This is a genomic window from Micromonospora sp. NPDC003816, from assembly GCF_042874705.1.
Lineage (GTDB): Bacteria > Actinomycetota > Actinomycetes > Mycobacteriales > Micromonosporaceae > Micromonospora.
In genome coordinates this window covers 1-24,187 of sequence record NZ_JBIANP010000023.1, presented here as the reverse complement: position 1 = coordinate 24,187, position 24,187 = coordinate 1, and the positions used below count along the sequence as shown (strand labels likewise).

At 71.5% G+C, this 24,187-nt stretch carries 25 protein-coding genes and 1 tRNA gene; 15 read left to right on the top strand and 11 right to left on the bottom strand.

All coding sequences use genetic code 11. From position 1 onward, the window contains the following. The 3 genes from ACFYTT_RS30890 to ACFYTT_RS30880 form a co-directional block, all read left to right on the top strand. A partial coding sequence (locus ACFYTT_RS30890; RefSeq protein WP_387264511.1) for an integrase core domain-containing protein occupies window positions 1–150 on the top strand: 150 nt, incomplete at its 5' end. Window positions 151–618: 468 nt separating this feature from the next. Beyond that, a complete protein-coding gene (locus ACFYTT_RS30885) occupies window positions 619–819 on the top strand; it encodes an AlpA family transcriptional regulator (RefSeq protein WP_203174352.1) in 201 nt (66 codons plus the stop codon). Continuing rightward, on the top strand, window positions 816–2,246 hold the full coding sequence (locus ACFYTT_RS30880) for a tyrosine-type recombinase/integrase (RefSeq protein WP_387264505.1): 1,431 nt from the start codon (window positions 816–818) through the stop codon (window positions 2,244–2,246). The genes ACFYTT_RS30885 and ACFYTT_RS30880 overlap by 4 nt, the downstream gene beginning before the upstream one ends. Before the next feature lie 108 nt (window positions 2,247–2,354). On the opposite strand, the gene ACFYTT_RS30875 is transcribed toward ACFYTT_RS30880, so the two are convergent. Beyond that, window positions 2,355–2,441: transfer RNA gene (locus ACFYTT_RS30875), tRNA-Ser, on the bottom strand. A gap of 240 nt (window positions 2,442–2,681) precedes the next feature. Here ACFYTT_RS30875 and ACFYTT_RS30870 point away from each other — a divergent pair. Next, window positions 2,682–3,659: an NAD(P)H-quinone oxidoreductase gene (locus ACFYTT_RS30870; RefSeq protein WP_176095546.1), complete on the top strand. Its 978-nt coding sequence runs from the start codon at window positions 2,682–2,684 to the stop codon at window positions 3,657–3,659. Here the strand turns inward: ACFYTT_RS30870 and soxR are convergent. After that, window positions 3,656–4,105: a redox-sensitive transcriptional activator SoxR gene (soxR, locus tag ACFYTT_RS30865; RefSeq protein WP_176095547.1), complete on the bottom strand. Its 450-nt coding sequence runs from the start codon at window positions 4,103–4,105 to the stop codon at window positions 3,656–3,658. The genes ACFYTT_RS30870 and soxR overlap by 4 nt on opposite strands. 46 nt (window positions 4,106–4,151) lie before the next feature. Here soxR and ACFYTT_RS30860 point away from each other — a divergent pair, with 46 nt between their 5' ends. Together ACFYTT_RS30860 and ACFYTT_RS30855 are read left to right on the top strand one after the other, a co-directional pair. Next, window positions 4,152–4,877, top strand: a complete 726-nt coding sequence (locus tag ACFYTT_RS30860) for a transketolase (protein ID WP_387264502.1) — start codon at window positions 4,152–4,154, stop codon at window positions 4,875–4,877. Window positions 4,878–4,879: 2 nt separating this feature from the next. After that, complete coding sequence (locus tag ACFYTT_RS30855) at window positions 4,880–5,770, top strand: transketolase family protein (RefSeq protein WP_387264500.1); 891 nt, start codon at window positions 4,880–4,882, stop codon at window positions 5,768–5,770. Window positions 5,771–5,828: 58 nt separating this feature from the next. Here the strand turns inward: ACFYTT_RS30855 and ACFYTT_RS30850 are convergent, their stop codons facing one another. Then, complete coding sequence (locus ACFYTT_RS30850) at window positions 5,829–6,536, bottom strand: glycosyltransferase family 2 protein (protein ID WP_131052358.1); 708 nt, start codon at window positions 6,534–6,536, stop codon at window positions 5,829–5,831. Between the two features lie 125 nt (window positions 6,537–6,661). Between ACFYTT_RS30850 and ACFYTT_RS30845 the strand changes: the two genes are divergently transcribed. Both ACFYTT_RS30845 and ACFYTT_RS30840 read left to right on the top strand, forming a co-directional pair. Continuing rightward, window positions 6,662–8,899 carry a hypothetical protein gene (locus ACFYTT_RS30845; RefSeq protein WP_387264498.1) on the top strand — a complete coding sequence of 746 codons (2,238 nt, stop codon included), beginning with the start codon at window positions 6,662–6,664 and terminating at the stop codon, window positions 8,897–8,899. 173 nt (window positions 8,900–9,072) lie between these two features. Further along, complete coding sequence (locus tag ACFYTT_RS30840) at window positions 9,073–10,671, top strand: ricin-type beta-trefoil lectin domain protein (RefSeq protein WP_176095551.1); 1,599 nt, start codon at window positions 9,073–9,075, stop codon at window positions 10,669–10,671. Window positions 10,672–10,792: 121 nt separating this feature from the next. On the opposite strand, the gene ACFYTT_RS30835 is transcribed toward ACFYTT_RS30840, so the two are convergent. The 3 genes from ACFYTT_RS30835 to ACFYTT_RS30825 all read right to left on the bottom strand — a co-directional run bounded on the left by ACFYTT_RS30835 (window position 10,793) and on the right by ACFYTT_RS30825 (window position 13,648). Then, the gene (locus ACFYTT_RS30835; RefSeq protein WP_357217598.1) at window positions 10,793–11,305 is read right to left on the bottom strand and encodes a hypothetical protein; all 513 of its coding nucleotides are present in this window, start codon (window positions 11,303–11,305) and stop codon (window positions 10,793–10,795) included. A 116-nt stretch (window positions 11,306–11,421) separates the two neighbouring features. Further along, the gene (locus ACFYTT_RS30830; protein WP_176095553.1) at window positions 11,422–12,420 is read right to left on the bottom strand and encodes a phosphotransferase; all 999 of its coding nucleotides are present in this window, start codon (window positions 12,418–12,420) and stop codon (window positions 11,422–11,424) included. Between the two features lie 55 nt (window positions 12,421–12,475). After that, window positions 12,476–13,648: a thiolase family protein gene (locus ACFYTT_RS30825; protein ID WP_387264495.1), complete on the bottom strand. Its 1,173-nt coding sequence runs from the start codon at window positions 13,646–13,648 to the stop codon at window positions 12,476–12,478. 112 nt (window positions 13,649–13,760) lie between these two features. On the opposite strand from ACFYTT_RS30825, the gene ACFYTT_RS30820 reads away from it, so the two are divergent. Continuing rightward, window positions 13,761–14,195, top strand: coding sequence for a PH domain-containing protein (locus tag ACFYTT_RS30820; protein ID WP_131052352.1), 435 nt, complete (start codon window positions 13,761–13,763; stop codon window positions 14,193–14,195). Window positions 14,196–14,199: 4 nt separating this feature from the next. Here the strand turns inward: ACFYTT_RS30820 and ACFYTT_RS30815 are convergent, their stop codons facing one another. Then, window positions 14,200–15,111 (bottom strand): rhomboid family intramembrane serine protease, encoded by a 912-nt coding sequence (locus ACFYTT_RS30815; RefSeq protein WP_131052351.1) that lies wholly within the window; start codon window positions 15,109–15,111, stop codon window positions 14,200–14,202. Window positions 15,112–15,254: 143 nt separating this feature from the next. Next, entirely contained in the window at window positions 15,255–15,785 is a 531-nt protein-coding gene (locus ACFYTT_RS30810) for a peptidylprolyl isomerase (RefSeq protein WP_131052350.1), read from the bottom strand. A 59-nt stretch (window positions 15,786–15,844) separates the two neighbouring features. Here ACFYTT_RS30810 and ACFYTT_RS30805 point away from each other — a divergent pair, with 59 nt between their 5' ends. Next, the gene (locus tag ACFYTT_RS30805; RefSeq protein WP_131052349.1) at window positions 15,845–16,660 is read left to right on the top strand and encodes a hypothetical protein; all 816 of its coding nucleotides are present in this window, start codon (window positions 15,845–15,847) and stop codon (window positions 16,658–16,660) included. Window positions 16,661–16,714: 54 nt separating this feature from the next. Here the strand turns inward: ACFYTT_RS30805 and corA are convergent, their stop codons facing one another. From corA to ACFYTT_RS30790, 3 genes are all read right to left on the bottom strand, one after another. After that, window positions 16,715–17,773, bottom strand: coding sequence for a magnesium/cobalt transporter CorA (corA, locus tag ACFYTT_RS30800; protein ID WP_387264509.1), 1,059 nt, complete (start codon window positions 17,771–17,773; stop codon window positions 16,715–16,717). 474 nt (window positions 17,774–18,247) lie between these two features. Next, window positions 18,248–19,342: a PLP-dependent aminotransferase family protein gene (locus ACFYTT_RS30795; protein WP_387264492.1), complete on the bottom strand. Its 1,095-nt coding sequence runs from the start codon at window positions 19,340–19,342 to the stop codon at window positions 18,248–18,250. A 147-nt stretch (window positions 19,343–19,489) separates the two neighbouring features. Then, complete coding sequence (locus ACFYTT_RS30790; RefSeq protein ID WP_387264490.1) at window positions 19,490–19,984, bottom strand: ester cyclase; 495 nt, start codon at window positions 19,982–19,984, stop codon at window positions 19,490–19,492. 137 nt (window positions 19,985–20,121) lie between these two features. On the opposite strand from ACFYTT_RS30790, the gene ACFYTT_RS30785 reads away from it, so the two are divergent. The 5 genes from ACFYTT_RS30785 to ACFYTT_RS30765 all read left to right on the top strand — a co-directional run bounded on the left by ACFYTT_RS30785 (window position 20,122) and on the right by ACFYTT_RS30765 (window position 23,892). After that, on the top strand, window positions 20,122–20,571 hold the full coding sequence (locus ACFYTT_RS30785; RefSeq protein WP_387264488.1) for an NUDIX domain-containing protein: 450 nt from the start codon (window positions 20,122–20,124) through the stop codon (window positions 20,569–20,571). Then, entirely contained in the window at window positions 20,568–21,335 is a 768-nt protein-coding gene (locus ACFYTT_RS30780) for a hypothetical protein (RefSeq protein WP_176095556.1), read from the top strand. The genes ACFYTT_RS30785 and ACFYTT_RS30780 overlap by 4 nt, the downstream gene beginning before the upstream one ends. 73 nt (window positions 21,336–21,408) lie before the next feature. Next, window positions 21,409–22,140, top strand: coding sequence for a sugar phosphate nucleotidyltransferase (locus ACFYTT_RS30775; protein ID WP_387264507.1), 732 nt, complete (start codon window positions 21,409–21,411; stop codon window positions 22,138–22,140). Further along, the gene (locus ACFYTT_RS30770) at window positions 22,128–23,195 is read left to right on the top strand and encodes an iron-containing alcohol dehydrogenase family protein (protein WP_176095557.1); all 1,068 of its coding nucleotides are present in this window, start codon (window positions 22,128–22,130) and stop codon (window positions 23,193–23,195) included. The genes ACFYTT_RS30775 and ACFYTT_RS30770 overlap by 13 nt, the downstream gene beginning before the upstream one ends. Then, the gene (locus ACFYTT_RS30765) at window positions 23,179–23,892 is read left to right on the top strand and encodes a CDP-alcohol phosphatidyltransferase family protein (RefSeq protein ID WP_176095558.1); all 714 of its coding nucleotides are present in this window, start codon (window positions 23,179–23,181) and stop codon (window positions 23,890–23,892) included. Before ACFYTT_RS30770 ends, ACFYTT_RS30765 begins: the two co-directional genes overlap by 17 nt. The last annotated feature ends 295 nt before the right edge of the window (window positions 23,893–24,187 follow it).

The window sequence follows — 24,187 nt, the reverse complement described above, 5'->3', positions numbered from 1 at the left end:
TGGGCCACCGAGACCGACGCCCGCCGCGACGTGTTCCGGTGGATCGCCTTCTACAACCACCGCCGACGCCACTCCGCGTTGAACTATCTCAGCCCCGCCGACTACGAACAGACCCTCGCACCGACTACGCTGCACCAGATCGCGGCATAACCCGGTGTCCACATCCCGGGGGGAACCTCAGGTGTCAACGGGTGTCAACGCCTGTCAACGGGGGGCGTTGACACCCCGACAGCGCCTCTCACCTGGGGAAACGTGGCCGCACCGGCCGATTGTCAACGTGTCAACGCTTCCCGGCCCCTCCCGGTCCGCACGGGGTCGTCGCCAGGGCTACCGACACCCGGAGGCGGCCCGCTAAGAGCCGCACAGACGGTTCGGCCCTATGCCTTACCCCGGCCCTACCCGGATCTTGCCTCTACGGCGCTCTCAGCGGGCCACCCTACGCCGTTCTGCCGCACTGCCACCCCGACCCTCCACAGACGACCGACGCCGACCGGAAGGCGCTCACCGCGCCAATCAGCCCGCAAGACACCCCGCTGAAACAGCCGCGACACTGCCCGCCGCAACGCAGCGGCTTGTTCCAGCGCTCCACCTGCACTCCGCACGAGGGAGGCCCCGCCCATGACCGCGCGCCGCACCCCGACCGGCAACCTGCTCACCCTCGCCGAAGTCCTCGACGAACTCCGCGTACCCCGGTCGACCTTCTTCCGCTGGAAGGCCACCGGCCGCGCACCCCGAACGATCAAGTACCCGAACGGCAGCCTGTACGTCCGGCGCCGCGACCTGGACAACTGGCTCAACGACCACGAAGAGGCAGCATGAGCACCTACGAGGTACGCATCTGGGCTACCCGCGAATACCAGGGACGCGACCGCAAGACAGGCAAGGAGCGTAAGAGCTACCGCGTCCGGTGGGAGGTGGCCGGGCGCGAATTCGGCAAGACGTTCCAGACACGAGCGATGGCAGAGAGCTTCCGATCACGCCTCGTCATTGCGCAGCGCGAGGGAATCGCGTTCGACAAGCCAACCGGCCTACCCGAACCGATGGCACGAGAGCTGAACAGCCGAACGTGGTACGAACTCGCGGTGGCGTTCGTCGACATGAAATGGTCCCGAGCCGCCGCGACCCAACGAAAGAGCATCGCCGACGCACTTACGACCGTCACGCCGGCATTCTTGAGCAGCACGCGGGGAGCGCCGACCGATACCGAGATCCGGAAAGCGCTGTATACGTGGATCTTCAACAAATCGCAGCGGGACGCCGATGCGCCGGCCGACCTGGCACCGGTCATCAAGTGGCTAAAGGTCAATACGCTGCCCCTTACCGAGCTAGCGAACGCGGCCACGATTCGGAAGGCGCTCGATACTCTGGCAACCCGACTCGATGGCGGACCCGCCGCCGCGAACACGGTTGCCCGTAAGCGAGCCGTCCTTTATGGCGCGCTCAAATACGCGGTGGAACTGCGATACCTCGACGCGCACCCGATGGACTTCGTCCAGTGGCGTGCACCGAAGAACGAAGAGAAGGTTGACCGGAAGGTCGTCGCGAATCCACAGCAAGCGCGTTCGCTGCTGGCCGCAGTGGCCGGCCGAGATCCGGCCCTAGAGGGATTCTTCGCGTGCATGTACTTCGCAGCGCTCCGACCGTCCGAGGTGATGCACCTGCGCGACGACGAGTGCGACCTTCCCGAAGACGGCTGGGGTTGGCTTCACCTCAGCGGCTCAACGCAACACGTCGGCGAGGAATGGACCGACAGCGGGGAAATGCGCGAGGATCGAGAGCTAAAACACCGGGCGAAGAAGACAACGCGCGATGTGCCAGCCTGCCCGGAACTGGTCCGCATATTGCGGCACCACCGACAGCACCACGGCAACCCGGGCGGGCGGATGTTCAACGCACCAGGCTCACGCCCCGGCCCTGTCACGAAAAGCACCTACCTAAGAGCCTGGCGACAGGCACGAGAAAAGGCGCTAGCCCCCGCTCAACAACGCTCCGTTCTGGCCCGGGTGCCGTACCATCTGCGGCACGCTGCCGTGTCGCTCTGGCTGAACGCTGGCGTGCCGGCTACCCAGGTTGCCGAGTGGGCAGGGCATAGCGTGCACGTCCTGCCCAAGGTCTACGCCTCGTGCATCGATGGTCAGGACGAGGCGGCGCGGAAGCGGATCGAGGCGGCGCTAGCCACTCCTGACCAGCCCGAGAGCGCCGGGCCGGCCGACGAAACTTTGCCGCCCATTTGCCGCGACGAGTGAGACGCGGCGGCCCCGAACGGGACGAAGTGAGACTCACTCGCCATACACAGAAGCGCCCCCCGGCCAGCGTTCGCGCTGGTCAGGGGGCGTTTTTGCTGTCCAGGTGGGCGGAGGGTGTGGGATTCGAACCCACGAAGACATCGCTGCCTTACCGGTTTTCAAGACCAGCGCCATCGGCCACTAGGCGAACCCTCCCGGTGCCACGCACGGCGCGGCCGTGCACAGTCTGCCACGTCCGGCAGATCGGCGAAGGGGCGAGCCACCCCCGACCGCGTGGCCGTCGCGGCGGTCGGTCACGCGACTCCACTGTGCTCCGCCGGCCTGAATTTCGCCGGCCAGGGGGCGGCCAGGGCGTGGAACAGCACGTCCCCGAATTTCGCCGGCCAGGGGGCGGCCAGGGCGTGGAACAGCACGTCGATCGGGTAAGACTGGGCTATGCGCGCGATCGTGATTGCCGAGCCCGGTGGGCCGGAGGTGCTGAGCTGGGACGAGGTGCCCGACCCGGAGCCGGGACCGGACGAGGTGATCGTCGACGTACGGGCCACGGCGGTGAACCGGGCCGATCTGCTGCAACGGCAGGGGCACTATCCGCCGCCGCCGGGTGCGCCCGCGTACCCGGGACTGGAATGTTCGGGTGTGGTGAGCGCCACCGGCGCGGACGTCAGCGGATGGCGGGTCGGTGACGAGGTCTGTGCGTTACTGGCCGGCGGCGGGTACGCGGAGCGGGTGGCCGTGCCGGCGGGGCAGCTGCTGCCGGTGCCGGCGGGGGTCGACCTGGTCGACGCTGCCGCGCTGCCCGAGGTGGCGTGCACGGTCTGGTCGAACGTGGTGCAGGTGGCCCGGCTGTCGGCGGGCGAGACGCTGCTGGTGCACGGTGGCGGCAGCGGCATCGGCACGTTCGCGATCCAGCTCGGCACCGCGCTCGGGGCCACGGTGGTGGCGACCGCGCGGGCGGCGAAGCATCCCCGGCTGCGTGAGCTGGGCGCGGTCCACCTGGTCGACTACCGGGAGCAGGATTTCGTCGAGGAGGTCCGGCGGGTCACCGACGGACGGGGCGCGGACGTCGTACTCGACATCATGGGCGCGTCCTACCTCGGCCGGAACGTGGCCGCGCTGGCGCCGGACGGGCGGCTGGTGGTGATCGGCATGCAGGGTGGCCGCAAGGCCGAGCTGGACCTCGGCGCGCTGCTGGCCAAGCGGGGCACGGTGGCGGCCACCGCGCTGCGGGCCCGCCCGCTGGACCAGAAGGCCGCCATCGTGCAGGGGGTACGCGACGAGGTCTGGCCGCTGGTCGAGGCGGACCGGGTCCGCCCGGTCGTGGACCGGCGGCTGCCGATCACGGAGGTGGCCCAGGCGCACCGGCTGGTCGAGTCGAACGAGCACGTCGGCAAGGTGCTGCTCACCGTCGGTTAGAGGGACTCCCGCCCCGGCAGCGTCAGTCGGGGGCCGGGGCCCTCGGCGCCGAGCCGGTCGTCGAGGTTGTTGAGCGCGCAGCGTTGGAGCGAGAGGCACCCACAGCCGACGCAACCGTCGAGATCGTCGCGGAGCTTGGCGAGCAGCCTGATCTTCTCGTCCAGCCGGTCGCGCCACGCGGCGGAGAGCTGGGTCCAGTCCTCGGCGGTCGGCGTCCGGGAGGCGGGCAGCGAGTCGAGTGCGGCCCGGATCTCGTCCAGCGAGATGCCGACCTGCTGCGAGATCCGGATGAACGCCACCCGGCGCAGTTCGCCCCGGTGGTAGCGACGCTGGTTGCCGCCGGTGCGGTCGGCGCGGATCAGCCCCATCCGCTCGTAGTAGCGCAGAGCCGACTGTGCCACGCCGCTGCGATCGGCGAGCTGACCGATGGTGAGGGCTTCCTGCATCACACCGCCTTGAATTGAACCTGACTTCAACTTGCAGAGTATCCGCATGACTACTCTCGCCACCACCGCCCGGGTCGCCGAGGCCGCCGCGCCGCTCGACGGCCGGTCGCCGGTCGCTCCGCTGCTGGAACGGATCCGCGCCGGCCGCGTGTTCGGTGCCAACGTCCACTCGACCGTCGACGTGCTCTGGGTGCTCTACGACCGGGTCCTCCGGATCACCCCGGACACTGTCGACGACCCGGCTCGTGATCGTTTCCTGCTCTCCAAGGGACACGCGGTCGCCGGCTACTACGCGGTGCTCGCCGCCAAGGGGTTCGTGCCGCTCGACTGGCTGGACGACCAGGGCGGGCCGGACAGCCGGCTCGGCGACCACCCGGACCGGACGCTGGTCCCCGGAGTCGAGATCGGCTCCGGTTCGCTCGGGCACGGTCTCGGCCTGGCCGTCGGGACCGCGCTCGGGCTGCGCGCCCAGGGACTGCTCGACACCCGGGTGTACGTGCTGCTCGGTGACGCCGAGCTGGACGAGGGATCGAACCACGAGGCGATCGCGTACGCGGGCGCGACCGGTCTGCCGAACCTGACCGCGATCGTGGTCGACAACTCCTCCGCCACACACGGCTGGCCCGGTGGCGTGGCCACCCGTTTCACGGTGAACGGGTGGACCGCCGCCACGGTCGACGGACGGGACCACGACACGCTGCACACCGCCCTGACCGGGCACCACGGACCCCGGCCGCACGTCGTCGTCGCGGTCGTCGAGAGCGGGGAGTAGCCATGCGGGACAGCTTCATCGAGACCACCACGCAACTCCTCGCCGAGGATCCGCGTACCGCGCTGGTGCTCGCCGACATCTCCGCCGACGCGTTCTCCCCCGCCGCCCGACGGCACCCCGACCGGGTGCTCAACGTCGGCATCCGGGAGCAGTTGATGCTCGGGGTGGCCGGTGGGCTGGCGCTGACCGGGTTACGGCCGATCGTGCACAGCTACGCGCCGTTCCTGGTGGAGCGGGCGTACGAGCAGATCAAGCTCGACCTCGACCACCAGGCGGCACACGCGGTGCTGGTCAGCGTGGGCGCGTCGTACGACCGGGCGGCGGCCGGGCGCACCCACCTGAGCCCGGCCGACGTCGCGCTCTTCGACACCCTCTCCGGCTGGACGGTGCACGTGCCGGGGCACCCGGCGGAGGTGCCCGGTCTGCTGCGCGCCACGGTCGCCGGGGACGCGTCGGCGTACCTGCGGTTGTCGACGTCGCGGAACGCGCGACCGTACGCCGGTGACGGCGAGCTGGTGGTGGTCCGCGACGCCGGACCGGGTGCACCGCTGCTGGTCGCGGTCGGGCCGGTGCTGGATGCGGCGCTGGCAGCCGCAGCGGACCTGCCGGTCACAGTGGCGTACACCCACCGGCCGCGCCCGTTCGACACCACCGGCCTGCGGGCGCTCGCCGGGACCGAGGTGATCCTGGTCGAGCCCTACCTGGCGGGCACCTCGACCCGGGTGGTCACGGCGGCACTGGCGGACCGGCCGCACCGGCTCCTCGCACTCGGTGTGGGACGCGACGAGCTGCGCCGCTACGGCTCGGCCGACGACCACACCCGTTGGCACGGACTGGACGCGGCGGGCCTGCACCGCGCGTTGACCGGGTTCCTGTCCCCGGCTCTGGTCTGAGGACCGCCGTCGCCCGCGCCCGGCGGGAAAGCCGCCCGTCCTCGCCCCGGCTGCCGCGTCAGGCGGCGGAGCCGCTCCCGGGGCGACGGCGGGTCCGCTCACGGCCGAGGATCCAGATCGCCTCGACACCGTCCCGCCAGGTGATCTTCTTGCCCTCCTCGCGGCCCCGGGCCCGGTAACTGATCGGCACCTCGTACGGCCGGATCCGGCGGCGCAGCAGTTTGCCGGTCACCTCGGCCTCCATGCCGAAGCCCCGGGAACGCACGTCCAGCGAGCGGTAGAGCGCCACCGGCATCAGCTTGAAGCAGGTCTCCAGGTCGCCGATGTAGGAGTTGAACATCACGTTGGCCGCCATGGTGACGCCCTTGTTGCCCATCACGTACCAGAAGCTGTAGGCGCTGTGGCTGCCGAAGGTCCGATTTCCGTAGACCACGGTCGCCCGGCCGTCGAGCACCGGGGCGAGCAGCTTGGGGATGTCCTGCGGGTCGTACTCCAGGTCCGCGTCGAGGATGACCATGTACTCACCCTCGGCGCTGGCGACCGCCGTCCGGATGGCCGCGCCCTTGCCCGCGTTGCGCTGGTGCGTGATCACGCGCAGACGCGCGTCGTCGGCCCGGCCCAGGATCTCCCCGGTGCCGTCGCGGCTGCCGTCATCGACCACCACGAGTTCGATCTCACACGGGTACTCGACCGCCAACGCCTGCTTGAGGGCGTCCGCGATGCGTTCCTCCTCGTTGTAGACCGGCATGAGGATCGACAGCTTCACGGGAATCTCCACGAGGGCGGCAGTATGTCGGCCATAGCGTAGCCCCGGCAGGTCGGTCCTGTGGTGGCGACCGCCTCAGGAGATCGACCAACGGGCACTCAGTCCGATGGTGTTTACTTCCGGCCATGTCGGCCGCCGGCTTCCCGTTCGTCCTCGCCCCCGTCGCCGCCGTCGTCCTGCTGTCGGTGGCGCTGCGGCCACGGTCCGTACGCCACACCGCGCCACGACGGCTTGCGGTGATCCGAGCGAGTCTCGCCGTCGGCGCCTTCGCGGTGCTGACCGTCGAGGTGCTGGGTGCACTGGGGATGCTGGCCGCGCCCGCGTTCGGGGCGGCGTGGCTCCTCTTCCTCGCGGGTGCCGGGGTCGCCGCCGCGCGACGGCGGGCGGCCACCACGACCGGCCGGGTGGCGGATCGGCGTGTCTCCGAGGGCGGGAGCGGGTCGGTCGGTGGGCGTCCGGCCGCGTCGTCCTCGGCGAGTGTCCTCGCCGGAGCGTCGGAGACCCCGACCCCGACCGCGATCGGCACGATCGCCACCGTCGACCCGGCGACCGTGTCCGGCCCGGAGGACCCGGCGACGGAGGTGGGCTGGCGGGCGTCGGTCACCGATTTCTGGCGTACGGCGAGTCGCGGCGAGCGGTTGCTGGCCGGTACGGTCGCCGGGCTGGTCCTGGTCGAGCTGCTGATCGCCCTGCTGGCCGCACCGAACAACTTCGACTCGCAGACCTACCACCTGCCCAAGGTGGAGCGTTGGGTGGCGCAGGGCGACCTGTCGCTCTGGGCGACCGCGATCCACCGGCAGGTCACCATCCCGCCGGGTGCCGAGTACCTGCTGCTGCACCTGCGCCTCTTCACCGGTGGCGACGCGCTTCACCACCTGGTGCAGTGGGTCGCCGGGGTGCTCTGCCTGATCGCGGTCGCCCGGGTGACCGCGCAACTCGGCGGCGCCCGGCGGGCGCAGTTGCTCACCGTCTTCGTGCTGGCCACCACGCCGATGGTGACGCTCCAGGCGACCAGCACCCAGACCGACCTGGTCTGCGCCGCATGGGTGGTGTGCGCGGCCACGCTCGCACTGGACGGGCTGCGTCACCGCGCCGGCTTCGGTGAGTTGCTCGCGCTCGGGGCGGCCACCGGACTGACCGCCGTGACCAAGACCAGTGGCCTGCTCGCGGTCGGCCCGCTGCTGGTGCTCTGGGGACTGGGCCAGCTCCGCCTGGCGTACCGTGACCGGCCGGGCGTGGAGCGTCGGCTCCCGGCCGCCCCGACCGCCCGGACGGTCGGCGCCTCGGCGCTGATCCTGCTGGTCGCCGTCACCGTGGTCGGCCCCTTCCTGGGCCGGGTGTACGCCGAGTTCGGCCATCCGCTCGGGCCGGAGCGGCTGCGCGAGTCGGTGCCGATGGAACGGCACGACCCGCTGTCGGTGGTGGTGAACGCGCTCCGTATCGGACACACCGCGCTGGACACCCCGCTGACCCCGCTCCGGGACGCCTCCGCTGCGGTGATCATCGGCGTGGCCGACCTGATCGGGGTGGACCCGCAGGACCGGGCTATCACGTTCGGGCGGGAGGTCTTCCCGGTGCCGTCCTGGTATCCGGACGAGGACCGGGTGGCCTTCCCGCTGGCCGGCGCGCTGGTGCTGATCGGTGCCGTGGCGGCACTGCGCCGTCCGGCGCGGATCAGCCCGGAGACGGCCGGGGCGCTGCGCGCGTACGCACTGGTGGTGGTGGTCGCGGTGGTGCTGCACACCGCGACGATCAAGTGGCAGCCCTGGGGCAACCGGCTGATCCTCTACGCCCTGGCCGCCTCGGTGCCGCTGGCCGGGCTCTGGCTCGACGCCGTGCTGCGGCGGGCACACCGCAACGCCGGTGACGGGCGGAGTGCCGGTGACGGGCGGAGCGCCCGGCGGCCGATCGCCGCGACGCTCGCGGTGACGGTGCTGGCCACCTGCGCGCTGGCCGGTGTGCTCGCGGTGTCGTACGGCTTCCCGCGCCGGCTGGTCGGCGAGGGGTCGGTCTTCACCACCTCCGACTGGGAGAGCCGCTTCCTGCGACGTACGCACTGGGCCGAGGAGTACCGCTGGGCGGCCGATGCGGTGCGCGCCGCCGACGCCCGTCGGATCGGGCTGTCCCAGCGCAACGACGACTGGGAGTACCCCTGGTGGCTGCTGTTGCGGGACGCCGACGGCGGAGCACCGGAGTTGCTCGCGCTCCAGTCGGTGCTGGATGACCGCCCGGCGGCCGACCCGGCGGCGATGGACGCGATCGTCTGCACCGGCAGCCGCCGGCTCTGCGCCGATCTCGTGCCGCCCGGCTGGCGCTTCGAGTTCCGGGAGTACGTGGGTTACGCGGTGCCGACGGACCGCTGAGCGGCACGCCGCCGACCTCGGGCGACACTGCCCGACCGGCCACGACCTGCCCCATTGGCCCGGTTCGACGCTGCGCGCAAGTATTCCGAGAGGCATTCACATAGGTACGCGGCAGGCGCTACCGTCCGGTAACTCGATCGACGTCCCGCGATCGACTCGGAAGGAGTGCGTCGATGTCTGGTACCCCTGCCAGGCGTGACCGGACGCATCGACGGCGGCTCGTCCAGGCCGCCGTCCTCGCCACCGCTCTCGTCCTGCCGATGCTCGCCACCGCGACCCCCGCCGCGGCGGCCGACCGTCCCACCGTCCAGCCGCTCCCCGCCCACCTGGAGACCATCCGCGCCGCCGAGGCCACCGCGCTCTACGGCTCCGCCGCCGTCCGCCCACTCGACCAACGGCGTACCGCCCTGCTCACCATGGGCGACAGCCAGATCTCCGGCGAAGGGGTGGGCAACTACGTGCCCGGCACCCACCAGCCGGGCAACTGGTGTGACCGCTCCTACGACCAGGCGGTGTTCCGGACCGGCATCACCGCCGACGAGCGGTACAACATCGCCTGCTCGGGTGCCACTCCGTGGAACCTGGTGGCCGGCGGCCCGACCCAGCACAACGAGCTGAACCAGGGTGACCATCTGGCGATCAAGGCCCGCAACACGAACATCAAGCTGATCTGGGTGGTGGCCGGGGCCAACGGCGACGGCACGATCCAGTTCGGCCCGGTCGCCACCGACTGCGCGCTGCGCCGGGTGCTGTTCCAGGGCCCCTGCTGGCCGACGTACACCGACCAGTGGACCGTCCGCACCGACGGCAGCCGGCGCGCCGTCGAAGAGGCGTTGACCGACATCCGCCGGACCATGACCGGGGCCGGCTACCTGCGTTCCGACTACGAGCTGGTGCTGATGTCGTACTCCAGCCCGGCCAGCCCCGACGTCGAGGACAACCCGAACTTCCCGGGCTGGTACGCGGGCGGCTGCCTGCTCTATCTGGCCGACGCCGCGTTCGCCCGGAACAAGGCGGTACCGATGTTCGAGTCGGCGCTCCGGGCCGCCGCCGCCAACACCGGCACCCGCTATCTCGACGCGAGCCGCCTCTTCCACGGGCACGAGGTGTGCACCGACAGCACCTCCGTCCGGGGTCTCTACATCGAACTCGGCGTCTGGGACGAGAACGCGGCCCGCCAGTCCTTCCACCCCAACTACCGGGGCCACGGCATGTTCGCCCAGTGCATCACGCAGTTCTATGCCGCCGGCCAGGAACGGGGCACCTGCGTCGACCCGGCCAGCACCGGCAACGGCGTGCTCCAGTCCGGGCTGATGGAGTTCCGGCAGCTCCGCAACGCGGCCACCGGCACCTGCGTCGACGGCAAGGGCTACGACTCCCGCAACGGCACCGCACAGCAGTCGTACCGCTGCCACGGCGGACGCAACCAGGGCTTCTGGTACGACCAGGCCCGGCAGTCGCTGCACTCCGAGCTGTCCCACGACCGCTGCCTGGACGTCTCGGGTGGCACCCTGAGCTCGGGCACGACGGTGAACGTCCACGACTGCCACGGCGGCGTCAACCAGCGGTTCGTGCTCGCCGGCAACCAACTCCGGGCCGCCGGCAACACCAACCTCTGCCTGGCCTTCGACAATCCGCTGCTGGGTACGCCCCGACTGCGGCTGGCCACCTGTTCGAGCAGTTCACGGCAGCAGTGGTCGTTCGAGTCGCGGTCGTTCGCCAACCCCGTCGGGTACGGCCGCGACGACTTCATCGGATCGCGGGTCTACTGATCCCGCACCGGTGACGAGGGAGCGGCCGTCGACGGACGGCCGCTCCCCGCTCGTGACCGACACGCCGGTACCGGGGCGGCGTCGAACGGTGGCCGGCACCGCAGCAGCGGACCGTCGGGCGTCAGCGGGCGACGGCGGGATGCAGCGTGGCCGGCCGGACGGCGGTGGGCGTCTCGGCGACGGTGGCCACGACCCGGGGCAGCGCACTGCGCACCCGGGTGCGGAAGGCGTGGTTGAGTAGCGCGTCGAGCTGCCACACCTGCTTCGGGAACTGGGTGCGGACCAGGAACCGCTCACGGATCCCGTCGATCGCGGTGGCGGCCAGCTCCACCGAGTGCAGCCGTGGGTCGGGGCTCCAGGTGACGTGGCTCAGCTCGCGCAGTTCGGCGTTGAGGTGCAGCCGCAGGCGGTGCAGCACCGGCGTCTGCCGGGTCACCACCAGCCGCCGGTGGGTGAGTAGGAGAAGGTAGTCCCCGGACATCGGCCGATCGGGTCGGCTGCACCGGGTGACCAGGATGGTGGCGTCGCCGGAACCCACACAGCGACGGAACACCGGCATGTGGCGCGTGGCGGTCTGCACCGCCAGGCCGGCCTCGGAGGCGGCCGGGAGGAACGTTCGGGAGAAGACGTCCATGACGTGCCCAACGACGATGTTCGCTGGGTGACGTGGCTCACGGACATGCTTTTTGCAAATTCCACGTTACGTCTTGCAGCCCCGCCGAGCCCCTCGGCGGGCGTCCCGTGACCGGCTCAGGCGAACTCGGTGACCAGCAGTTCGTCCAGCCAGCCGGGCACGCTGGCGGCGAACTCGGCGCGCCTCGGGTCGGTGGTGTCCAGCGCCCGACGCCAGGACAGCGCCCGGCTGACCATCGTCACCCCGGCCGCGACCTCGGCGAGCCGGAGCAGGGTCGACCGGTCACCGCGATCCGTCCACGGCTCCAGGTACGCGTCGCGCAGCCGATCCAGCGCCGGGTCCCCGGCGTCGAGACCGCTGACGTACGCGACCGATCGCAGCGTCACCAGCAGCGTGCCGAACGGGTGCGCCACCGACGCGTCACCCCAGTCGAAGAACCGGTGGCCGTCGCCGGTCGCGAAGACGTTCCCGTCGTGCAGGTCGTCGTGCTGGACAGTGGGCCCGATCAGGCCGTCGGCCAGCAACCGGCACCGCTGCGCGTACTCCGGCAGCAGGGACCGCAACCGGTCACGCGCCTCGGTGGTGAGCCCGTCCGGGGTGTCCAGCAGCAGAGCCGCGTCGTCGTCGAGCAACTCCGTGAGATGCGCCGGCAACGCCGCCGGCCGATGATCGGGTACGCCGAGGGCGAGCAGTTCGTCGACGTGCGCGGCGGTGGCCCGTTGCAGCTCGGCGTACTCGGGCAGGATCCGTTCCCACCGGGCCGGGTCCGGCGCGCCGGCCAGCGCCTCACGTAGCGTCGCGCCGCCGTGCGGCCACAGCGCCCAGCGCCGCCGGGTGTCCACCGCGATCGGGTCGAGCACCCGTCCGGGCGCCAGCCGGGCCAGCGCGGCGGACAGTGCCGTCTCGAAGCCGGTCCCCGCCGCGTTCGCCTTGAACCACACGTCACCGGCGTCGGTCGGCACCCGCCAGATCAACGCCCACGGCCGGACGCGCGGCTCGACCGGGCCGGTGATCCGCTGCCCGGTGCCGGCGAGCGCCTCGGCCACCCATTCCCACGCGGCGGCGCGCCACGTGCGGTCGTCCCAGTCGGTGTGCGATGCGGTCGCGGCGGTCACGAGGGCACGCTAACCTCCGCCGGAGTCGGCCCGCGACGGGTTTACGGCGTGCGGGTCAGAGCAGCTCGACGATGGTGGCGTTGGCCATCCCGCCGCCCTCGCACATGGTCTGGAGGCCGTAACGCACCCCGTTGTCGCGCATGTGGGCGAGCATCGTCGTCATGATCCGGGCACCGGACCCGCCGAGCGGATGCCCCAACGCGATGGCACCACCCCGCGGGTTGAGCCGCTCCGGGTCCGCCTCGGTCTCCGCCAACCAGGCCAGCGGCACCGGGGCGAACGCCTCGTTCACCTCGTACACCCCGATCTCCTCGATGCCCAGCCCCGCGCGGCGCAGCGCCTTCGCGGTGGCCGGGATCGGCGCGGTGAGCATGGTGACCGGGTCGTCGGCGGCGACCACGGCGGTGTGCACCCGGGCCAGCGGACGCAGGCCGTGCCGGCTGGCCCACTCGCTGGTGGTGACGGCGAGCGCCGCCGCGCCGTCGGAGATCTGCGAGGCCGAGCCGGCGGTGACCACGCCCTCCGGGTGGAACGGGGTGGCCAGTTCGCCGAGCTTCTCCAGCGAGGTGTTCCGGCGGATGCCCTCGTCAGCGGTGAACTTACCGCCGTCGGCCAGCGGCACCGGGGCCAGCTCGGCCTCGAACGCCCCGGCGTCCTGGGCGGCGGCGGCCTTCTCGTGGCTGGCCAACGCGAACTCGTCGAGCTGGGTCCGGGACAACCGCCAGCGGCGGGCGATCAGCTCCGCACCGACGCCCTGGTTGAACGGCAGCGCCGAGTCCTCCGCGACCCCTTCGACGCCTTGGTAGCGGGCCAGGATCTGGCCGCTGAACGGCAGTCCGCCCGCCGCGCTGGACCCCATCGGGACCCGGGTCATCGACTCGACACCGCCGGCCACCACCAGGTCGGCCTGCCCGGAGAGCACGGTGGCGGCGGCGAAGTGCAGGGCCTGCTGGCTGGAGCCGCACTGCCGGTCCACCGTGGTGCCGGGCACCGACTCGGGCCAGCCGGCCGCGAGCACGGCGTTGCGCGCGACGTTCCACGACTGCTCGCCGACCTGGGAGACGCAGCCCCAGACCACGTCGTCGACGAGCGTCGGGTCGATGCCGGTGCGTTCGGCGAGGGCGCGCAGCACGTGTGCCGACAGGTCCACCGGGTGGATCGTGGCCAGGCTGCCCTTGCGCCGCCCGACCGGGGTACGCACCGCGCCGACGATAACCGCGTCACTCATGTCTACTCCCCGGTAACTTGGGCTGCTCCCGATCCTACGCCGCCGCCCCGGCGACGTCGTCGCCCGTGGGCACCGGCATGCCGGTCACCCGCCGCGCTGGCATGCTGGTCGGGTGACGTTCGAGACGGTCGCCCGCCAGTGGCGGGTACGCCCCGCCCTGCCGATCCTCAAGCTGGCCGGCGCGGTCGGCGTACTGGCCCTGGGACTGCTGCTCGCCGACGGTGACCTGCTCCGGCCGGCACTCGGCGTGCTGGCCGGCGCGGCCCTCGCCGCCTGGGGCGTACGGGACCTGGTCGCACCGGTCCGTCTCGCCGTCGCACCGGACGGCGTCACCGTGCCGACGGGGTGGTGGACCGCGCGACGGCACCTGCCCTGGTCGACGATCGAGACCATCGAGGTGAACCGCCGAGCCGGGCGCGGGGGGAGCGGGCCGGTGTTGGAGATCGATGCCGGCGAGTCGCTGCACCTGTTCACCCGGCAGGACCTCGACGCCGACCCCGACGAGGTGGCCGACGCTCTGCGGGCCGCCCGCCCGACGACCGCCTGACCCCTCAGCCGAGCAGGGTGAAGGTGCGGAACAGGGCCAGCACCAGCAGCACCACCAGCAAGAACGCGCCACCGGTCGCCTGCACCAGCGTCCGGTGGGACCGGGGTGCGTACGCCAGCACCAGCGCCATCAGCGCGCCGAAGACCAGACCGCCCAGGTGACCGGCGATCGAGATCTGCGGCACGGTGAACGTGAAGATCAGGTTGATCACCAGGATCGGCACGATGGCCGAGGTGTCCCGACCCAGCCGCCGCATGATCACGAAGGTCGCCGCGAAGAGGCCGAAGATGGCCGTCGAGGCACCGGCCGACATCTGGTTGGGCGCGCTGAACACGTACACGGCGACGTTGCCGCCGAAACCGGCGATGAAGTAGAGCGCGATGAAGCGCAGTGGCCCGAGCACCGCCTCCAGCGAGCGACCGAGGACCCAGAGCGCCCACATGTTGAGCAGCAGGTGCACCACGCCGTAGTGCAGGAACATCGCGGTGACCAGGCGATACCACTGGCCCTCGGCGACGCCGCCGATGCTGCCGTCGAGGAACATCGCCCGACCGAGCACCGCACCCCACTCGGTCAACGGGGTGCTCCCGCCGAGCAGACCGCCGAAACCGGTGCCGCCGGCCGCCGCGTCCCCGCCCCGGTCCGAGGCGATGGAGATCAGCATCACCACGAGGTTGATGCCGATCAGCGTCTTGGTCACGTACCCGAGCCGACCGGTCTCGCCACCACCGAAGGCGGTGCGCGCCGGGCGTACGCTCCGACGTCCCTGCGCCACGCACTCCGGGCACTGGAACCCGACCGACGCCTCGTTCATGCAGTCCGGGCAGATCGACCGGTCGCACCGGGTGCACCGGACGTACGTCTCCCGGCCCGGATGGCGGTAACAGACCGGGGTGGTCGGCGGGGATTCGCTCACCGGGTGCCCCAGGTGCCCGAGCGCTCAGTCATGCGAGCAAAGGTACCTCGGCCCACCGATCGGACGGGTCAGGCGACCGTCCGGCCGGTCGGTGCCCGCCGCGCCCAGGCCCGGGCGGCGGGCACCACCTGTGGCGGCCGGTGTCAGGCCGGCTGCCGCTCGATCTCGACGCGCTCGATGACCACGTCCTGCAGCGGCCGGTCGCTCGGACCGGTCGGCGTGTTGGCGATCGAGTCGATCACCTTCGCGGACTGCTCGTCGGCCACCGCACCGAAGATGGTGTGCCGGTTGTTCAGGTGCGGGGTCGGCGCGACCGTGATGAAGAACTGCGAACCGTTGGTGCCGGGCCCGGCGTTCGCCATCGCCAGCAGGTACGGCCGGTCGAACCGCAGCTCCGGGTGGAACTCGTCGGCGAAGGTGTAACCCGGGCCACCGCGACCGGTTCCGGTCGGGTCGCCCATCTGGACCATGAAGCCGCTGATCACGCGGTGCGAGATGGTGCCGTCGTAGTACGGGCTGTTGCCCGGCTTGCCGGTCCGCGGGTCGGTGTACTCACGCGTGCCCTCGGCCAGGTCGACGAAGTTACGCACCGTCTTCGGCGCGTGGTTCGGGAAGAGTTCCAGCCTGATCGGGCCGGCGTTGGTGTGCAAGGTGGCGTAGACAGCCTCGGCCACGGGTACTCCTTACTCGTTGGTCAGTTCCTTGCGGATCCTCCCATGTGCCCGATCTGGACATGCGGAGGCATCCGAAGGTGGAGGATGAGACGAAGCAACTCCCAGGAGGTGGGACCGTGTTTGGAATCGGGCGCCGCAGGACTGAGGGGCAGTTGGCCCGGGCCGAGCTCAACCAGGGGATCGGTCACCTGAGGCTCGCCGCCACGCACGCGGCGAAGGGAGCCGGGTCCACTGTCGGCCCGCGCGTCCAGACGGCGCGTGACGCGGTGGCACCGACCGCGATGCTGGTCCGGGACCGTGCCGCGAGTGGCCTCGCCACCACGGCCGCCGCGATGGCACCGCTGGCGCTGGCCGTGCGCCACGCACAGGCCGAGGCCGCCGGTCGGGCCGCGTCGGGCAAGAAGGTCGTCGCCAAGCAGGCCGCGGCCGCCAGGAAGGTCAAGGCGAAGAACATGAAGAAGATGAAGCGGAAGAAGTCCCGCCGCAGCGGGACCATGCTGGCCGGGATGCTCGCCGCCGGCGTCGTGGCCGGGCTGGCCGGTGCGATCGCCCTGCGACGTCACCGCGAACAGCAGGAGTGGACCGAGTACGACGCGACCACCGCGCTGGAGCCGATGCACGAGGAGGTGGAGACCATCGAGGTGCGTACGGCCGCCCCGTCGGGCGTCGCGAAGGCGTCGACCGGAGCCGGCAGCTCGGCAGTGGTCTCCGGTGACAGCGCGTCGACCACCGCGCCGCCGAAGCCGTCCCCGGTGACGCCGACGGACAAGGTGCCGTCGGTCGCCGAGGGTGCACGGACCACCAGCGGTCGTCCCGCCGACGACCTGACCACCGCCCTGAGCAAGGCGCCCAGCAAGTCCAACGGGCGCGCCTGATTTCGCGGTCCCGCCTCCGCCCCGCCACCTCGGCGGGGCGGGCGGGCTGCGGGTTCAGAGCCAGTCGTTACGGCGGAACCACCGGTAGAGCGTCAGCGAGATGGTGAGCATCAACGCCAGGACCACCGGATAGCCGTACACGATCTTCAACTCGGGCATGAACTCGAAGTTCATGCCGTATATCCCGGCGATCGCCGTCCACACCGCCGCGATGGCGGCCCAGGCGGCGATCTTGCGCATGTCGTTGTTCTGGTCGACGGTCACCTGGGCCAGTCGGGCCTGCAGGATCGAGTTCAACAGGTCGTCGTACGAGTTGACCTGCTCGACGGTGCGGCTGAGGTGGTCCTGCACGTCGCGGAAGTAGCGGCGGACCTCCTTGGGCACCTCGCGGTTCATCTGGGCGGTGAGCGCGAGCAACGGCCGCTGCAACGGCATCACCGCCCGCTTGAACTCCACCAGCTCCCGCTTCATCTGATAGATCCGCTGGATCCGGCCGCTGGCCTGCCGGTCGAAGACCTCCGTCTCCAGCACGTCCATGTCGTCCTCAAGCTGGTCGGCGACCTCCAGATACAGGTCGACGACCCGGTCGGTGATCGCGTACGCGACCGCCCAGGGACCGTGCAGCAGCAGCTCCCGTCGGGCCTCCAACTCCTCGCGGACCGGCGCCAGACGGCAGGCGTCCCCGTGGCGGACGCTGATCAGGAAGTGCGGGCCGATGAAGAGCATCACCTGCCCGGTCTCCACCACGTCGGTCTTCTCGGTCAGCTCGGTGTGCTCGCAGTAGCGCGCGGTGCGCAGCACCAGGAAGCTGACCTCGCCGAAGCGCTCCAGCTTGGGCCGCTGGTGCGCCTTGACCGCGTCCTCCACGGCCAGCTCGTGCAGCCCGTAGGTGGCGGCGATCTCGCTCATCTCGGCCAGCTCCGGCTCGTGCAGGCCGAGCCAGACGAAGCCGTTCTCGGCTCGCCGCGCCTCGGCGAACGCCTCGGCGTAGCCGCAGTCACCGCCCTGGCGTCGCCCGTCGAGATAGAGCGCGCAGTCGACCACCGCACTCCGCCGGGGACCCGCCGGGGCCTCCACCCGCTGGGACCCGTCCGGGTTGAGCCGGCGGGTCACCGCGCGTACCGGCGACCAGGCGCGGGCTCGCGGCGACCGGGCTAGCGGCGGTGGAACCGGCTGGGGGTCGGTCTGGTCGCGACCGGTGGGGGCAGTGCCCTCCCGCTGCATCCGCTCCGTCATCACGCCCCCCGTCCGCGCTCGGCTGCGGCTTGCAGGGTACGCCGCCGTACCGATCATGGCGGTGGCACGGCGGCGGAGGGGTGGCGCCGGACGGACCGGATCGCATCGGGGGGGGGTGAGGGGGCGATCCGGCCCGCCCGGCGCCGTTGGGGCGGGGGGTTGTGCTGGCCGCGTCACACCACACCGAGGGCGGCCGGGCCGCACCGCGACGTCGGCGTCACGCCGGCCGGAACCGGCGTGACCTGCACTACATGTGGTGTAGGACGCTCGCAGCATTGTGGGCCGCCAGTCGCCACAGCGGGAGTCCCGGGCACGCCGGTATCGCCATTCTGTCGGAAACCCGACAGATTTTCACCCCCGAACGGCCTCCATCGCCTCGGCCAGCCGCCGGACGCCCTCGTCGATGCGGTCGGCGGTCACCGCCGAGTACGCCAGGCGGAGTGCGTGCCGGCCACCGTCCACCACGAAGTCGCTGCCCTTGACCACCGCGACGCCGCGCTCGGCCGCCGCCGGGGCGAGCTTGTCGACGAGGACGTCCTCGGGCAGCTCGACCCAGAGGAAGTAGCCGCCGTCCGGCTCCACGAAACGGGCCTCGGGGATGTGCCGCCGCAGCGACTCGGCCAACGCCCCGGCCCGCTCGCCGAGCGCCGCCCGGACCGTCTCGATGGACCGGGCGATGTCGCCGGAGACGCAGAACTGATGCACGATCGCCTGCGCCACCATGCCCGGCGAGATGTAGAGGTTGGTGGCCTTCTTCGCGATGTCGGCGATCAGGTCGGCCGGACCGACCAGGTAACCGACCCGGACGCCGGGGCAGACCGTCTTGGTGAAGCTGGAGGCGTGCACCACCACGTCCCGGGTGTCCATCGACAGCATCGACGGCAGCGGCTCGCCCCGGAACCGGACGTCCGCGTACGGGTCGTCCTCGAAGATGGTGAAGCCGTACTCGGCCGCCAGGTCGAGCAGCTCACGCCGCTTGCCCTCGGAGAGCGTCACGCCGGCCGGGTTCTGGTAGTTCGGGATCACGTGCGCCAGGCGCGGCCGCACCCCGGACTCCAGCAGCTTGCGCAGCTCGGCGGTGTCCAGGCCGTCCGGCTGGATGGTGACGCCGTGCACCTCGGCACCCATCTGCTGCAGGTTGAGCAGAGTCCGGTCGTAGGTCGGCCGCTCCACCACCACCGCGTCACCCGAGCGGACCAGGTGGTCGAAGAGGAAGGCGTCCGCCTGCAACGAACCGTTGGTGATCAGCACCTGCTCGGCCGTTACCCCGTGCTTCTCCGCGACCCACTGGCGCAGCGGCAGGTAGCCGACGGAGGTGCCGTACGCGGTCACCCCGGCGGGATCGGCGTCGAACGCACGGACGGCGGCGGCCTTGAGCCCTTCGACATCGACGATGTCCAGAGAGGGGGCGCCACGGGCAAAGGAGATCAGCTGCTCGGCGGTCATGGCTGTTCAGCGTACGGGCGGCGGCCGGGTGAACGCGTACGGCACGGCGATGTCCGCATCCTGAGCCACCGAGTCGGGTGAACCGGTGCGGACCGGGCGTCCGGCCCGCGCAGACCGACCGAGTAGCAGGTCAGGCCGGACGACGGATCAGGCCGCGACCGCCTGGGGCGCGGCGGTGAAGGCGGGCTCGTCGGCGAGCGACCGGTCCGGGGCCTGCTGGCGGGACAGTCCGGCCACGTGCAGGCCGAGCAGCGCGATCAACTGTCCCCAGTCGAAGTAGGACCGCCAGGCGGCGATGCGGCCCCGGCGTACCCGGACCATGTCCACCACCTCCCAGGAGACGGTGCGTCCGGTGGGGGCCACCGTGCCGAACGGGGTGTGCAGCACACCGGTGTGAGTGCCGGTCAGCCGCTGCTCGACCGCCGCCCCGCCGGCCGTACGCACCGAACCCAGCACGTCGAGCCGCAGGTCCGGGAAGGCACCCGTCCAGGTACGCAGCAGGGCGGGCAACTCCACCGGCCGGACCGTCACGCCGGGCATCGCGTAGTACCCGTCCGGGGCGTACAGGTCGGGGAGTCTGGCCACGTCCCGTCGCAGGAGCATGGCGTACTGCTGCTCGACCAACTGGTCCGCGCCGCGCATGTCGACCTCCTCGCGTGCGCGTCTCGGCCCGCGCCCGCACCGAATCCATACCCCCGGTCCGGCCGGTCCACACCAGCGGACAAGTCCGCCCGAGCGGACATCGCCGCAGCTCGGCACCGGCGGCTACTGTTCTTCAGGTGTCCACCGAGCCGCTGCGCTGCACCGGAGCGCTGATCGTCGACCCCGCCGGGCGCATCTTCTTCCAACGCCGCTCGCCGCACCGCCGCCTGTTCCCGAACAGCTGGGACATCGTCGGCGGGCACCTCGAACCCGGCGAGACCGTCGAACAGGCACTGCGCCGGGAGGTCACCGAGGAGACCGGCTGGCGGGTCTCGGAGATCATCGCGCAGGTCGGCGAGTACCGGTACGTGGGCGACGACGGCCTGGCCCGGATCGAGAGCGACTGGCTCGTCCGGGTCGACGGCGACCTGACGGCACCGGTCCTGGAGGTCGGCAAGCACACCGAGTACCGCTGGCTCGGCCCGGCCGACCTCGACCTGCTCGACGAGGACCGCGACGTCAACGACGGACTGATCCGGCGGATCGCCGAACAGGCCTTCGAACTCCTGGGTCCGACCGGTTCGTGAGCGACAGCGTCGGGCTCGCCGCGCACCGGTACGTGGCGCTGGTCGCCCCCGTCCTCGACCGGGTCGTCCGCGCGGCGATGCAGGCCGGTCAGGACGGCGGCGGAGCGGAACTGAGCCAGCGGTACGGCGGCATGCCCGCCACCAGCTTCCTGGTGGAGATGCGGACCCGCCTGGCTGCCGGTGGCACGGTCGACGGTGCCGGATTCGCCGCGATCATCCGGTACCGGGACCCGATCGCCTGTCAACGGGCGCTGGACCGGCACGTCGCGTACGGGATGATCCACCGGCGACCGGACGGCGGACTCACCGCCACCGAACGCGGCACGGCGTTCCTGGCCGAGCTGTACCAGGTGCACGCCGAGGTGACCGAGGAACTCTGGGCCGGCCACGACGACCGGGTGCAGCGGCTGACCGAGACCGCCGGGCGGCTGCTGACGGCTGCCCTGGCGCCCCGAGGCGACGAGCCGGTGCCCAGCCCCGGCGCATTCGACGCGGTCGCCCCACCGTACGAGCCGGACGGCACCCCGTCGGGCGTGTTGCTGCTCAACCGGCTCGGCACGCTGCGGTACCACCGGGCCGACGCGCACACCGACGCCTGGACGGCCGCCGGACACACCCCGTCGAGCATCGCCGACCTGACCGACGGGGCGCAGTGGCAGGCCATCGAGCTGGAGACCGACCGGCGGGCAGCCGGCCCGTACACGGCGCTGACCGCCGAGGAGCGACTGACCTTCCTCGCCGACCTGGCGGCCCTGCCCGGCTGACCCCCGACAGCCGGTCAACGTGCGGCGCTATCCTCCTTCGGTGAACGCCGTGAGAACAGGGACTGATGTCGGCATGGTCGGGATGGTGCTGGCGGCCGGGGCCGGGCGCCGCCTGCGCCCGTACACGGACACGCTGCCCAAGGCGCTGGTCCCGGTGGACGGCGAGATCACCATCCTCGACATCGCGCTGCGCAACCTCGCCGAGGTGGGGCTGACCGACGTCGTCGTGGTGGTCGGCTACGCGGCGGACACCGTCCGCGAACGCCAGGCCGACCTGGAACGCCGCCACGGAGTGACGCTCACCCTCGTGGACAACGACAAGGCCGAGGAGTGGAACAACGCGTACTCGCTCTGGCTGGCCCGCGACTGGTTCGCCCGGGGCGTACTGCTGGTCAACGGCGACACCGTGCACCCGGTGAGCATCGAGAAGACGCTGCTGGCCGAGCGTGGGCCCGGCGTGCTGCTCGCGGTCGACACCCTCAAGCCGCTGGCGGAGGAGGAGATGAAGACCACCTTCGACGCCGCCGGCCAGCTCACCCGGATCACCAAGCTGATGGACCCGGCCGACGCGTACGGCGAGTACATCGGCGCGACGCTGATCGAGCCGCAGGTGGCCGGAGCGCTCGCCGACGCGCTGGAGGCGACCTGGCGACGCGACCCGAACCTGTACTACGAGGACGGATACCAGGAGTTCGCCGAGCGGGGTGGCGAGGTACGCGCCGCACCGATCGGTGACGTGTCCTGGGTGGAGGTCGACAACCACGACGACCTGGCCCGGGCGCGGGAGATCGCGTGCCGTTACTAGCGCGCACCGTCACCACACCGCTGTCGATCGAGGTCCGCCGAGGGGCGGTGGCCAACCTCGGCGTGCTGCTGGCCGACCGGCGGATCTCCGGTGGTGGCGACGTCGCGGTGGTGGTCGGCCCCGGACAGGGCGAGAAGATCGCCGACCTGTGCCGGCCCTCACTCGGCTCGGCCGACATCTTCACGGTGACCGGCGGCACCGTCGACTCCGCGCAGGAGCTTGGCGACCAGCTCCGGCGCCGGCACTACGACGCGGTCGTCGGCATCGGCGGCGGCAAGACCATCGACACCGCCAAGTACGCCGCCACCCGTTACGCCATCCCGATGGTCACCGTGGCGACGAGCCTCGCCAACGACGGCATCGCCTCCCCGGTGGCGTCGCTGACCCACGAGGGCGGCAAGGGCTCGTACGGCGTGCACATCCCGATCGCCGTCCTGGTCGACCTCGACTTCGTGGAGAACGGGCCGGACCGGCAGACCCAGGCCGGCATCGGCGACGCGGTGAGCAACCTGAGCGCCTGCGCCGACTGGGAACTGGCCCACCGGGTACGCGACGAGCCGATCGACGGGCTCGCCGTGACGCTCGCCCGGACCGGTGCCGAAGCCCTGGTCAACCATCCCGGCAAGATCACCGACGACGCCTTCCTGACCACGCTGGCCGAGGCACTCATCCTCGGCGGGATCTCCATGTCGATCTGCGGCTCCAGCCGCCCGGCGAGCGGTGGCGACCACGAGATCTCGCACGCCATCGACCACCTCTACCCGGGCACCGGCTCGCACGGCGAACAGGTCGGCCTGGGCGCGTTGTTCTGCACCTTCCTCCGGGGCGACCTGGAACGCTTCGGTCAGCTCAGCACCTGCCTGCACCGGCACGGCCTGGCCGTCCGGCCCGACGAGCTGGGCCTCACCGACGAGCAGTTCGTCGAGGCGGTCGCCTTCGCGCCGCGTACCCGACCGGACCGCTACACCATCCTCGAACACCTCGCGTTGTCCGCTGACGACATCCGGACCCGGCTGGGAGACTACGTTGACGCCCTCCGTGAGCACCTTGGCTGAGCCTTCGCACCCCACGGTCGCCGACTTCCACCGGGTGAACCGGGGTGGCGGTCTGTTCAGCGAGTCCGTGAGCCAGTGGATCGGCGCCGTCTTCGCGCTGGTCGCCCAGCGGCTCGGACTCCGCCCCACCGCGCTGACCATCACCAACCTGGTACTCGGTCTGGCCACCTCGGTCACCGTGGTCGCGCTCGCCGGTCCGGTCGCCGCCGGTGACGTACCCGCCTGGGTCGTCGGGTTGCTCGCGCTGCTCGGCTGGCAGATCGCGTACGCCCTGGACTGCGCCGACGGACAGCTCGCCCGGGTGACCGGTCAGGGCAGCGCGGCCGGGGCCCGGGTCGACGTGCTCTGCGACGTGGCGGCCCAGATCGCCCTGGTCGCCGCGCTCTCCGCGACCGCCGTGGCGCAGGTGCCGTCGACGCCCGTGTGGTTGGTGGCGGCCTTCGCGGGCACCTGGATGGTCAACCTGGTGACCTCGGTGATGCAGTCCGGCCCGAACGCCGCCAGCATGGTCACCTCCACCAGCCTGCCGGTCCGCCTGGTGAAGCTGGTCCGCGACTACGGCGCAGTGATCTTCGTAGCCGCCCTGGTGCTGGCCTTCGCTCCGGCGCTCGTCTTCTGGGTCGTGGTCGCCTTCACCGTGGTGAACGGCGGCTTCCTGCTCGCCAGCATCGCCTTCTCCGCCCGCGCCTCCCTCTAACCGGCATGCAAGGAAGGGCACCTTATTAACGCCTCGTGCATAGCAGGGGTCCCCGATTAACGCAGCCTGCCCGGATTAGCGCTGCCTGCCGCCGGACCGCCTGACGGCTGCCGCCGGACCGCTGCCGGCGGACCGCTGCCGGCGGACCGCTGCCGGCGGACCGCTGCCGGCGGACCGCTGGCGCCGGGACCCGTGCCGAGCCCGTTACCTTTTTGATCGTCCCCAGCCGGGGACCCTCGGTCGCCCGGCCCGGTATGACTTCCTGCCCCTGTCGTACGCATGATCCGGGGGGTGT

Coding starts and splice junctions, on each gene's coding strand:
- ACFYTT_RS30885 (WP_203174352.1), top strand. CDS start 619: ATGACCGCGCGCCGCACCCCGACCGGCAACCTGCTCACCCTCGCCGAA.
- ACFYTT_RS30880 (WP_387264505.1), top strand. CDS start 816: ATGAGCACCTACGAGGTACGCATCTGGGCTACCCGCGAATACCAGGGA.
- ACFYTT_RS30870 (WP_176095546.1), top strand. CDS start 2,682: ATGCGCGCGATCGTGATTGCCGAGCCCGGTGGGCCGGAGGTGCTGAGC.
- soxR (WP_176095547.1), bottom strand. CDS start 4,105: ATGCAGGAAGCCCTCACCATCGGTCAGCTCGCCGATCGCAGCGGCGTG.
- ACFYTT_RS30860 (WP_387264502.1), top strand. CDS start 4,152: ATGACTACTCTCGCCACCACCGCCCGGGTCGCCGAGGCCGCCGCGCCG.
- ACFYTT_RS30855 (WP_387264500.1), top strand. CDS start 4,880: ATGCGGGACAGCTTCATCGAGACCACCACGCAACTCCTCGCCGAGGAT.
- ACFYTT_RS30845 (WP_387264498.1), top strand. CDS start 6,662: ATGTCGGCCGCCGGCTTCCCGTTCGTCCTCGCCCCCGTCGCCGCCGTC.
- ACFYTT_RS30840 (WP_176095551.1), top strand. CDS start 9,073: ATGTCTGGTACCCCTGCCAGGCGTGACCGGACGCATCGACGGCGGCTC.
- ACFYTT_RS30835 (WP_357217598.1), bottom strand. CDS start 11,305: ATGGACGTCTTCTCCCGAACGTTCCTCCCGGCCGCCTCCGAGGCCGGC.
- ACFYTT_RS30825 (WP_387264495.1), bottom strand. CDS start 13,648: ATGAGTGACGCGGTTATCGTCGGCGCGGTGCGTACCCCGGTCGGGCGG.
- ACFYTT_RS30805 (WP_131052349.1), top strand. CDS start 15,845: ATGCGGAGGCATCCGAAGGTGGAGGATGAGACGAAGCAACTCCCAGGA.
- ACFYTT_RS30795 (WP_387264492.1), bottom strand. CDS start 19,342: ATGACCGCCGAGCAGCTGATCTCCTTTGCCCGTGGCGCCCCCTCTCTG.
- ACFYTT_RS30790 (WP_387264490.1), bottom strand. CDS start 19,984: ATGCGCGGCGCGGACCAGTTGGTCGAGCAGCAGTACGCCATGCTCCTG.
- ACFYTT_RS30775 (WP_387264507.1), top strand. CDS start 21,409: ATGGTCGGGATGGTGCTGGCGGCCGGGGCCGGGCGCCGCCTGCGCCCG.